This window comes from Bifidobacterium sp. VU/mBH4 (B4), assembly GCF_058199535.1.
This window is the reverse complement of sequence record NZ_JBVPQJ010000008.1, coordinates 45,822-58,742: the sequence shown is the minus strand read 5'-3', so window position 1 is coordinate 58,742 and position 12,921 is coordinate 45,822. Positions and strand designations below refer to the sequence as shown.

Annotated in this window: 1 protein-coding gene and 3 pseudogenes; all 4 read left to right on the top strand. The window is 61.8% G+C overall.

Going from position 1 to position 12,921, the window contains the following annotated elements; genetic code table 11:
* Window positions 1–546, top strand: a pseudogene (locus AC0AII_RS08445) (RCC1 domain-containing protein); the annotation flags it as partial.
* Window positions 547–1,062: 516 nt separating this feature from the next.
* Window positions 1,063–4,655: pseudogene (locus AC0AII_RS08440) on the top strand (RCC1 domain-containing protein).
* A 505-nt stretch (window positions 4,656–5,160) separates the two neighbouring features.
* Complete coding sequence (locus AC0AII_RS08435) at window positions 5,161–8,685, top strand: RCC1 domain-containing protein (RefSeq protein ID WP_490446804.1); 3,525 nt, start codon at window positions 5,161–5,163, stop codon at window positions 8,683–8,685.
* A 521-nt stretch (window positions 8,686–9,206) separates the two neighbouring features.
* Window positions 9,207–12,796, top strand: a pseudogene (locus AC0AII_RS08430) (RCC1 domain-containing protein).
* Window positions 12,797–12,921: the final 125 nt, after the last annotated feature.

The following is a 12,921-nucleotide window of genomic DNA, read 5'->3' as shown; positions in this document are numbered from 1 at the left end:
ACCGCAACGAACTCCTCTGTTCCTGTGCGCGTGCGCGACCCCGCCAACCCCACAGACACGAGCAAAGGACTGAAAGCCGTACAGATCAGCGGCGGATGGTACCATTCCCTGGCAATCGGCGCGGACGGGAACGCCAAGGCCTGGGGAGGTAACGGCGATGGTCAGCTCGGTGACGGCACCACGAACACCAAACGGACTCCTGTGCCAGTGGTGTTCAATCTGACGCCGGTGATCACCGGCGTCAGGTTCGACCAGGCCCTCGCACCAGGCCTGACGCGCGGCGATGGCAGCAGCGTCAGCGTGCTCACGCCCGCACACCAGCCGGGCACGGTCACGGTCAGCGTGGACTACACGCTGGGCGGCGCACCCCAAACGCCCGACACATCCTTGAGGTACACGTACCTGCCAGCAGGCGTGCTCCCCAAGGCAGGCGGGGAAGGCATCCTGCTCGCCCTGGCCACGGGCATGACCGGCATGGGCGGAGTTCTCGCCTCACGCCGCCACCGGAAAGAACAACACAAGCTATTGCATGCTTCGCACGAGTAAGAAAGGCCGGAGGGCGTATCAATCCCCCCGCCCCTGGCCCATACAGGGGGAGCAGGGAGGAACGTGCCACTTAAGGCTCAAACCCCAAGAGAGCCGACACTTTCCTCCCGCGCCCCCACCACACTTCTGCAGGCAAAAGCACGAGGGCAGGCATGCACGCCCCCGCCTCTGCCTAGGGGAGGAGGAAACACGGCCAGGCCGGCCAAGAGGCTCAACAGCCACCAGCCAGCCCGGCCGCTGTTCATTTGTCTATCTCAAATAATTACTATAAGTAGTCGCTCTTTCCCAACCGCCTGGACTGGTTTTGGCTGATGCCTGCATGTTGCAATGGTATGATTTTTGTGGGGATGTTGAGGGGTCTTTCGTCTTCTGACTGCATCAGCGCAATTGGCGCCAGATCAGCCTTGAATGGCCGAGAGACTCCTCTGAAAGTAAGACGTAGCAGTGGTGTTGGCCGGCCGTTGGGGAATAACAGATGGCAGGCAAGCCTGTTGTTGGGGAAGAGGTTTGTAAGTCATGCGTATAGGCTCCCGATTGCGTTCGCTGACGTTCGCGATTATTCTTATGCTGCTCCTGTCAGGCTTGGGCATGGTCGAAGCCGAAGCTGAAACCGACGCTGGTACTGAATCTATGTTTATCGGGGGGGGGGGGGTCGTCAGACCCCTCGCGTAGCTAAGCAAACCCCCGCCACTCTTCCCAGCAGCACAACCGGCACGCCGCTTCCTTCGCCCTCGCCTCTGACAACTGCCTCGCCCCTGAGCCCCACGACATCAAGCCCAAACACCCCGTCATCGCCGACAGACAGTCCAAGCAGTGCAGACTCCGCTTCAACCAGGCCATCCCGGCAGACAGATGATCAGGCCGCGCACACGGTGCGCTTCGACCCAGCCGACGGGAGCAATCCCACCCAAGCGACAGTGAAAACCGGGAACTTTGCCTCACCTCCGAAGAACAATCCGCAACGTGAGGGCTCCCGGTTCGACGGGTGGACGCGTGACGGCTTTCCCTTCGATTTCCAGACCCCCATCCTGCAAGACACGACGCTGACCGCCCGTTGGGCCAAGGCCACGGACTGGACTCTGAGCCCGAACCACGGACCCTTCTCAGATACACAGCTGACCGTCAGTCCGCCCGACAAGCAGGAACCCTCTTACACGAGCATCCACACGGCAAACAGCCAGTTTGTCGGTCTGACCGGCGACGGCAACATCTACATTTGGACACAAGACGGCACACCAAAACAGGTTCCTCTCCCTGCCCAGGCTCCCGAAGGGTTCCACTACCTGCAAGCCGCCGCCGGCAGCCAGTGGCAGGCGGCCCTCGGATCCGACCAGCACATCTACACCTGGACCAGCCAACGGCCCACGCCCACCATCCTCGACACTGATCGGAACATCAGGTTCACCAGCATCAGCACAAGCGACGACCGGCTGCTGGTCGTGGACCAACAGGGCCGTATCCACATCTTCCAGGTCAGCCAGGCCGACAGCCGGAACATGAAACCCACTGAGCAATCCACGATCAGCCTGCCCGGGCAAGCTCAGGCGATACTCGCCGTCGCCTCCCCCAGCCGGACATTCATCGTGGACGCTGACGGGCAGGCATGGTCATGGAAGCCAGGCCAGGCAGGAAACACGAAGCCATCACCCATCATGCAGGACCAGGATGTGCGCATCATCCAAACTGCAGCCCTCAACCAGGGGCTGCTCCTGCTGAACGCTGACGGGCAGACCCGGTACCTGGCCGACAGCACGACCAGCGCCAAAGCCGTCAACCTGCCAGAAAGCACGAAAGCAAATCGGATCAGCGCCAGCAATGACCAAGCCATCATCACAGACAAGGACGGCCGCCTCTGGTTCTGGAAGTCAGGCGAGGCACCCACGCGCGCAGAGAACGGGAACCAGCACTATCTGCAGGCAGGCCGCATCGGCAACGAAATCGCCGCCCTAGACAGGCAGGGCAGCCTATATCAGTGGAGCATCGATGCCCAAGGCCTGCCCGGCAAGCCGGCAAAAATCGACTCCACCACAGCGCCCACCCTGGAATCAGCCAGCCTGGACGGCCAAGCCTTGACACTCAGTAAAACCGGCGATGCCTGGCAGGCAGATGTCCCCGCCCGCAATCCCGGACCGGCCATCATCACCATCACCGGCAGGCAGGACGATAAGCCCTTCAGCAGGAGCCTTGACTACACGGTCGACCAGACCTTGACCAGAGCCGTCCAGCCTGGCTCCACCTACAAGGTCAGCTTCAACACATCAGGAGGAAGCCAGGCACCCCAACCCCAGCAGGTCACCTATCCATTCGGAAGGGTGCAGCGCCCCTACCCAGACCCGACGCGCAGCGGCTACCTATTCGGCGGGTGGTTCATCGGCAAGATCGCCTACGACTTCAGCAAACCCGTCACCAACAACCTCACCATCAGCGCCAAATGGACCTACAAAGACCCCAACAACACCTGGAAGATCAACCCCGACAACGGCAGCCAGCTCGGCGGGCAACAAACCACCATTACCCCGCCGACTGACGCCAGCGGCGTCAAATTCAACCAGGTCAACTGCTCACAGAGTCCCGATAGCTTTTCTCTAGCTGTTGGCAGCGATGGAAACGCCTACTCCTGGGGAGGCAACAGCTATGGTCAGCTCGGAGACGGGACGACCACCAATAGGACTACGCCGGTCAAAGTGAGCAAGCCTGCAGGCGTGCCGACTGATTTCAACTACGTGCAGGTCAGTGCCGGATGGCAACATTCGCTGGGCCTAGGCAGCGACGGATACGTGTACGCCTGGGGATACAACAACTATGGCCAACTCGGCAACAACACCAGCGGGGGCTATTCGGCTGTTCCCGTGCGCGTGCGCGACCCTGCCAGCCCCACTGACGCGAACAAAGGACTGAAGGCCATACAAGTGAGCGCCGGATACTACCATTCGCTGGCCGTCGACAAGGATGGAAACATTTGGGCATGGGGACTCAACAAAAACGGTCAGCTCGGCAACAACACCAACAACTTCACTGAAAAGGCAAATCCTTTTCCCAAATGGGTTCAGCTTGATCCCACCGGTGCTAACACAGGGCTGAAAGCCAAACAGGTCAGCGGCGGAGGCTATCACTCTCTGGCAATCGACGAGGATGGAAACACCTGGGCGTGGGGGTACAACTACTGTGGCCAACTCGGCAACAACACCAACAGCGAAATAAATGACAAGGCAAATCCTAATCCCCAAAAAGTGCTGCTTAATCCCACTGATGCAAACACTGTGCTAAAAGCCGTACAGGTCAGCGGCGGAGACTCTCATTCGCTGGCAATCGACGAGAAAGGGAATGTTTGGGCATGGGGATGGAACCGCTACGCCCAACTTGGCACTGGCAACGTCACCGGCCAGTTTGTTGCGAATCCTGTTCCTAAACAGGTGCTACTTGATCCCAAGGATGCGAACACAGGGCTGAAAGTTGTACAGGTCAGCGCCGGAAGCTCTCATTCGCTGGCAATCGACGAGAAAGGGACCACTTGGGCATGGGGAAACAACGGCGATGGCCGACTCGGTGACAATACTACGAATCTCCGTCTTTCTCCCGTGAAGGTGGCTGCCTCCGCGCAACACACGAACTCAGCCGACCCTTGGCTGAACACCGTGCAAGTCAGAGCAGGATGGCAGCATTCGTTAGCAATCGACATGGACGGAAACGCCAAAGGATGGGGAGATAACAGCAATGGCCAGATCGGCAATACCGATGCGGGAAGCCTGAGTTTGGTTCCTATGCCAGTGATGTTCCCTCTGCAACCGGTGATCACTGCAGCCAGATTCGACACCAGCCCCGGCACAAACCTGACCCATGTCAGCAACAGCAGCAACGTCACCGTGGTGACTCCTGCGCATGAGCCGGGACCAGTCACAGTCAGCGTCGACTACAAGCTTGGCGACAAAGTCCAGAAGCCAGACACCTCACTTACTTACACGTACACGCCCCTAGGCGTGCTGCCAAAGGCCGGCGGTGAGGGCATTCTACTCGCCCTGGCCACCGGCATGACGAGCATGGGCGCAGTGCTGGCCTCACGCCGCCACCGGAGAGAAACGCAACGGTTCCTACACACTTCACTCGAGTAAGAAGGCAGGCAGATGGGTAAACTCCCGTCCACCCGCCTCAACAGGGCGCATGGAGGAAAGTGTCATACAAGGCTCAATCCCCAAGAAGCCGACACTCCTCCTGCGCCCCCACCACACTTCTGCAATCAGCGATCTGGGAAAGCCGCTCTCATTCCCGCCTGAGACAGATATTGACGTGGCCAGACTCGCCAAGGTCACATGATACGAAGTCAGATTGGTTTTCCGTGCTTGCCTCACGACTTGGCATAATTGCTTTGAACAACAGCATTCCACCAACCCAGGATGATTATTGTCACGGGACTGCTGAGCTGGTTTATGTGTATTGTTTGCCGGATGGGTGGTATGGTGAAAAACAGGGGTAACGGAAAGACGGCTGGCTTCCGCCATGGTTCCTGCGATCCGGTACAGATCCGGCGTTGAAAGACAGGGCAGCTTTCCGGCAAAGACGACATTTATCAGCGAGCTGTTGGCTTCGCTTGGTGTTTGGTGAAGGGGTTTACAAGTCATGCACCTGGTTTCCCAACTGCGTCGCATCATGGCGATGATGATCGTCCTGCTGGGCCTGCTGGCAGGCTTGGGCGTCGCATCCGCCCAGTCGGACGCTCCTATCCTCACAGGGGGACTTCAGACCCCTCGGGTAGCTGAGCAAACCCCCGGCACTATCCCCAGCAACGCAACCAACACCCCACTACCCACACCATCACCGCTGACACCTTCCTCACCATTAAGCACCACGACACCAAGCCCAAACACCCCGTCATCGCCGACCGGAACGCCTGACACCACAGGATCCGCTTCAACCAAGCCATCCGATAGCGATGATCAGGCTTCGCATACGGTGCGCTTCGACCCGGCCGACGGCAGCAAGCCGACACAGTCAACCGTGAAGACCGGCGCCCTCGCCGCTCCCCCACAACAGAATCCCCAACGTCAAGGCTTCCGGTTCGACGGGTGGACACTCGACGGCCAACCCTTCGACTTCCAGACCCCCATCCTCCAGGACACCACCCTGAAAGCCCAATGGACCAAGGTCACGGACTGGGCGCTGAGCCCGGACCACGGGCCCGCCACCGGCGCGCGGCTGACCATCAGCCCACCCAACCGGCAGGAGCCTCAATTCGCCAGCATTCACACTGCAGGCGAGCAGACTCTCGGCCTGACTGGCGACGGCCGCATCTACACCTGGACAAAGGACCACACTCCCAACCAGGTTCCCACCCCCGCGCAGGCCGCCGACGGGTTCCGCTACCTGCAGGCCGCGGCAGGCAGCCTCCGGCAGGCGGCACTCGGATCCGACCAGCGGATCTACACCTGGGACAGCCGACAGTCCACGCCCATGATCCTCGACACCGGACAGGATGCCAGGTTCACCAGTATCAGCATCAACGGCGGCCGGCTGCTGGCCGTGGACCGGCAGGGACAGGTCCACGCCTATCAGGCCAGCCAAACCGACGGTCCGAACATGAAACCCACAGAACACGCCACAGTCGACCTGCCCGGTCAGGCTCAGGCAGTACTCTCGGCCGCCACCAGCAGCCGGACCCTCACCCTGGACGCGGACGGGCAGGCCTGGACCTGGGATGCGAGCAACACCGGCAACGTCGAACCCGAACGCATCAGGCAGGACCCGGGCATGCGCATTCTCCAGGCCCAGGCCCTCGACCAGGGGTTCCTCCTCCTGGACGCGGAAAGGCAGATCCATTACCTGGCCGACAACACGACCAGCCCCACAACGGTCAGCCTGCCGGAACGCATGAAAGCCAACTCGATCAGCGCCAACGACAGACAGGCCGTCATCACCGACACGAACGGCCACCTCTGGGCCTGGAAGCCCGGCCAGACACCCACCCGAGCGGACGACGGGAACCAGCACTACATGCAAGCCGCCAAGACAGGCAGCAGGATCACCGCCATCAGCACGAAGGGCAACATGCTCACGTGGAGCCTGGACGGGCAGGGCAAGCCCGGCCAGCCGGCAAGACCCGACACCGCACAGGCACCCACACTGGAATCAGCCGGCATGGACAGCCAGCCGCTCAACCTCACCAAGAACAACGACACCTGGCAGACAGACATACCCGCCCACAAGCCGGGACAAGCCACCATCACACTCGCCGGCAGACAGGACGGCCAGCCCTTCACCAAAAACCTCAACTACACCGTCGACCAGACGCTGACCAGAGGCACCGAGCAAAAATCCACGTTTACGGTCCACTTCGACACGGACGGAGGAAAACCCGAACCAGCAGACCAGGAATTCCCAACCCCGAACGGCAGGGCGAAGCGGCCCTCCCCCGACCCTGCGCGTGAGGGCTACCAGTTCGACGGATGGTTCACCGGCGAAGTCGCCTACGACTTCAGCAAACCCGTCACCAAGGACCTCACCCTCACCGCCAAATGGACCTTCAAAGACCCCAACAACACATGGAAAATCAACCCCGACCAGGGCAGCCGGCTCGGCAACGAAACCACCATCCTCACCCCTCCAGACACCAGCCGAGGCATCAGGTTCAGCCAGGTCAGCGGATCATCATACGACGGTAGGAGATCCTATGGTTTTTCCTTGGCTGTGGGCAGCGACGGGAACGCCTACGCATGGGGAGACAACTGGCATGGCCAACTCGGCGACGGGACAACCACTCAAAGGACTACACCGGTCAAGGTGAGCAAGCCTGAAGGCACACCCGCGGATTTCACCTATGTGCAAGTCAGCGCCGGAAGTCGGCATTCGCTGGCCCTGGGCAGCGACGGCAACGCCTACGCCTGGGGATGGAACGACAATGGTCAGCTCGGCGACGGGACAACCATCCAAAAGACTACGCCGGTCAGAGTGGGGAAGCCTACAGGCACGCCGACGGATTTCACCTACACACAGGTCAGCGCCGGGCAATATCATTCGCTGGCCCTGGGCAGCGACGGCAACGCCTACGCCTGGGGAAAAAACGCCAGTGGCCAGATCGGCGACGGGACGACCACCGACCGGAATACGCCGGTCAAGGTGGGGAAGCCTACAGACGCACCCGCGGATCTCACCTACACACAGGTCAGCGCCGGAGGCTTTCATTCGCTGGCCGTGGGCAGCGACGGCAACGCCTACGCCTGGGGAGACAACGGCAATAGCCAGCTCGGCGACGGGACGGAAACCAGGCGGACTACGCCAGCCAAGGTGGGGAAGCCTACAGACGCGACCGCAGACTTCACTTACACACAGGTCAGCGCCGGACGATTTTATTCGCTGGCCCTGGGCAGCGACGGCAACGCCTACGCCTGGGGAGACAACGGCAATGGCCAGATCGGCGACGGGACGACCACCGACCGGAATACGCCGGTCAAGGTGGGGAAGCCTACAGACACGCCCGCAGATCTCACCTACACACAGGTCAGCGCCGGGAACGATCATTCGCTGGCCGTGGGCAGCGACGGAAACGCCTGGGCATGGGGATGCAACCAGGATGGCCCGCTCGGCAACAACACCGCCAACTGGCACGGTGACGCGAATCCTGTTCCTGCGCGCGTACGCGACCCCGCCAACCCCACCGACAAGAGCATAGGACTGAAAGCCACACAGGTGAGCGGCGGATTCCATCATTCGTTGGCTCTGGGCAGCGACGGGAACGCCTACGCCTGGGGATGGAACGACAATGGTCAGCTCGGCGACGACACCACAAACACCAAGTCGGCTCCTGTGCCGGTGGCGTTAAACCTACAGCTGGTAATCACCGGCGTCAGGTTCGACCAGACCCCCGTATCAGGATTGACGCGCGGCGATGGTAGCAGCGTGACCGTGACAACGCCTGCACACCAACCGGGCATGGTCACGATCAGCGTGGACTATACGCTGGGCGGCGCACCCCAAAAACCGGACACCTCCCTCAGGTACACGTACCTGCCCGCAGGCGTGCTCCCCAAGGCCGGAGAAGAAGGCGTCCTGCTGGCCCTGGCCACCGGCATGACCAGCATGGGCGGGGTCCTGGCCTCACGCCGCCACAGAAGGGAACAACGCCAACTGCTTCACGCTTCACACGAGTAAGACAGGCAGGAGGCGGATCAATCCCCCCCCCGCCCCGGCTTACAAAGGGCGCACGGAGGAATGTCACATTCAAGGCTTATCCCCAGAGGAGCCGGCACTCCTCTTGCACCCCCACCACACTACCGTCGACTGCTACTGACAGGAATTGAAAGCAGGCATGCACGCCCCGCCTCTGCCCTTGAAAGGGTAAACTCGGGCATACCGATTAAAGAGCACAGAACCCCAAGTCAGCTCGGCCTTCGCCCGTGCTCCCAGTTTCGGATAATTGCTGGAAACAAACGCTTTTCCTCAACCAAAAGTTTCATTGTCGTCGATGACTGACCCGGCTTGTGTGTTGTTGGCGGGCTGGGTGGTAGGGTGAAAAGCGGGGGACATCGAAAAGACGACTGGCTTACGCCATGGCTCCTGCAATCCGATGCAGGGCTGGCATTGACAGACAGCGCGGCTTTCCGACAGGTAGAACTTTACATAGACAGGCGGTGTTTGCTCCGCTTGGTGTTTGGTGAAGGGGTTTTGGTTTCATGCATCTGGTTTCCCGTCTGCGTCGCATCATGGCGATGATGACCGTCCTGATCAGCCTGCTGGCAGGCCTGGGCGTCGCATCCGCCAACGCGGCGGATACTCCTGTCCTCGCCGGGGGGGGGGGGGTCGTCAGACCCCTCGCGTAGCTAAGCAAAACCCCGGCACCCTCCCCAGCAACGCAACAGACACCGCACTACCCACACCATCATCAATACAAACCACCACACCATTAAACTCCACGCCAGAAGCCCCGTCATCGACGACGGAAACACCCGGCAGCACAGGCTCCGCTCCCGCCAAACCAGCAGAGAACACGGATGATCAGGCTTCGCACATAGTGCGCTTCGACCCGAACAACAGCAGCAAGCCCACCCAAACGAGCGTGAAAACCGGCACGCTCGCCTTCCCTCCGCAGCAGAATCCTCAACGTGAGGGCTTCCGGTTCGACGGATGGACGCGTGACGGACAGCCCTTTGACTTCCAGACCCCCATACTCCAGGACACGACCCTGAAAGCCCAATGGTCGAAAACCACGGACTGGACACTGAGCCCAGATCATGGCCCCGCCTTCGGCGCACGGCTGACCATCAAACCGCCCAGCCCTCAGGAACCCTGCTATGTCAACGTCCACGCCGCTGGAAACCAGTTCCTCGGCCTGACCGGCGACGGCCGCATCTACACATGGGCGCAAAACGGCACACCCAAGCAGGTTCCTTTCCCCGCCCAGGCTCCCCATGGGTTCCGCTACCTGCAGGTTGCATCCGGCAGCCATCGGCAAGCCGCAGTGGGCTCCGACCAGCAGACATACACTTGGTCTGGCCGACAAGAGACGCCCACGATTCTCGATACCAGCAAGAACACCAGGTTCAGCAGCATCAGCATCACCGACAAGCAACTCCTCACCTTAGATTGGCAGGGACAGATCCACGCTCTCCAATACAGCCAAACCAACAGCCAGAATCAGAATCCGAAACTGATACAGCAGACCACAACCAGCCTGCCCGGGCAGAGACAGGCTGTCATCGCCGTGGCCTCAGACAGCCGTGTCCTCATCGTGGATGCGGACGGGCAGGCCTGGACCTGGGATGCGAGCAACACTGTAAAAGTCAAGCCTGAACGCATCAGGCAGGAACCGAATATACGCATTATCCAGGTCCAAGCCCTCAACCAGGGGTTCCTCCTCCTGGACTCGAATGGACAAGCCTATTATCTGGCCGATGGTGAGAACAGCCTCACAGCTGTCAGTCTGCCCGACAGCGAGCAGATCGGCAGAATCAACAGTAGCGGCGATCAGGCCACGATCATCGACAAAGACAGTCACGTATGGGTCTGGAAGCCCGGCGAAGCCCCCAATCGCGTGGACGACGGGAGCCGGCAGTACATGCAGGCCGTCAAGGCCGGCACCAGGATCACCGCCATCAGCAGGCAGGGCAGCCTGTACAGGTGGAGCCTGGACGGGCATGGCCAGCCCGGCAAACCCGACAGGCTCGACACCACGCAGGCGCCCACCTTGGCATCAGCCAGCCTGGACAGCCAGCCGCTCAACCTCAGCAAGACCGGCAGCACCTGGCGGGCGGACATGCCCGCCCGCAATCCGGGACGAGCCGCTATCCTTATCACGGGCAGGCAGGACGGGCAGCCTTTCGCCAGGAGCCTTGCGTACACGGTCGACCAGCCGCCGGCACGAGCTGCTGAACCAGGATCCGCGTTCACGGTCCGCTTCGACACGGGAGGCGGAAGTCCGAAACCAGCGGACCAGACTGTCCCCGCCCCGTACGGGAGGGCGAAGCGCCCCTCACCCGACCCGTCGCGCCAAGGCTTCCTGTTCGACGGCTGGTTCATTGGCGAGGTCGCCTACGATTTCAGCAGGCCCGTCGGCAAGGACCTGACCCTGACCGCCCACTGGACGCCGGCAGGCCGGAACAGCGGGTGGAGCATCAGCCCTGATAAGGGCAGCCAGCTGGGCAGGGAACCCGCCACCATCACCCCGCCAGACAGAGCCAGCCGTGGCATCAGATTCAGCCAGATCAGCGCATCAGCAAACGGTAGTTTTTCCCTTGCGATGGGCAGCGACGGGAACGCCTACGCCTGGGGATCCAACCAGTATGGCCAGCTCGGCGATGGGACGAGAGACGACAAGCATGCGCCGGTCATGGTGAGGACGCCCGACCGCAGCACGTATCCGGATCTGCCAGCGGATTTCACCTACGTGCAGGTCAGCGCCGGACGCGATCATTCCTTGGCCCTGGGCAGCGACGGCAACGCCTACGCCTGGGGAGCCAACAACGCTGGCCAGCTCGGCGACGGGACAAGCGGCAACCGGTACACGCCGGTCAGGGTGAAGACACCCGACCGGAAGACCTACCCGGACCTGCCAGCGGATTTCACCTACCTGCAGGTCAGCGCCGGAGACGCTCATTCCCTGGCCGTGGGCAGCGACGGCAACGCCTACGCCTGGGGAGTCAACTACAATGGCCAGCTCGGCGACGGGACGAGAGACGACAAGCATGCGCCGGTCATGGTAAGGACGCCCGACCGGAAGACCTACTCGGACCTGCCAGCGGACTTCACCTACCTGCAGGTCAGCGCCGGAGGCTATCATTCCCTGGCCATGGGCAGCGACGGCAACGCCTACGCCTGGGGAGCCAACAACGCTGGCCAGCTCGGCGACGGGACGAGCAGCGGCCAGTCTACGCCGGTCAGGGTGAAGACACCCGACCGGAAGACGTACCCGGACCTGCCAGCGGACTTCACCTACCTGCAGGTCAGCGCCGGATACTGGCATTCCTTGGCCCTGGGCAGCGACGGCAACGCCTACGCCTGGGGATACAACTATAATGGCCAGCTCGGCAACGGGACAAGCAGCAGCCAGTACACGCCGGTCAGGGTGAAGACGCCCGACCGCAAGACGTACCCGGACCTGCCAGCGGACTTCACCTACCTGCAGGTCAGCGCCGGACGCGATCATTCCCTAGCCCTGGGCAGCGACGGCAACGCCTGGGCATGGGGATGCAATTCGTCTGGTAACCTCGGCAACAACAGCAGCGGCAGCTCTTCGTCTGTTCCTGCGCGCGTGCGCGACCCCGCCAGCCCCACCGACACGAGCAAAGGGCTCAAAGCCGCACAGGTCAGCGCCGGATACCATCATTCCCTGGCCGTGGGCAGCGACGGCAACGCCTACGCATGGGGAAACAACAGCAGTGGCCAGCTCGGCGACAACAGCACAAACAGCAAGTCGGCTCCTGTGCCGGTGTCGTTCAACCTGGCTCTGGTGATCACCGGCGTCAAATTCGACCAGAACCCCGTACCAGGGCTGACGCGCGGCGACGCCGGCAGCGTCAGCGTGACAACTCCCGCACACCAGCCGGGCATGGTCACCGTCAGCGTGGACTACACGCTGGGCGGCGCACCCCAAACGCCGGACACTTCTCTCCGATACACGTACCTGCCTGCAGGCGTGCTCCCCAAGGCCGGCGGGGAAGGCATCCTGCTCGCCCTGGCCACCGGCATGACCGGCATGGGCGGGGTCCTCGCCTCGCGCCGCCACCGGAAGGAAACACGCCGACTATTGCACGCTTCACGCGAGTAAGAGCGGCCGGGCGGCGTATCAATCCCCCCGCCCCCGGCCCATCAAGGGGGAGCAGGCAGGAAACGTGTCAATCAAGGCTCAAACCCCAAGAGAGCCCGACACTTCCCTCCCGCGCCCCCACCACA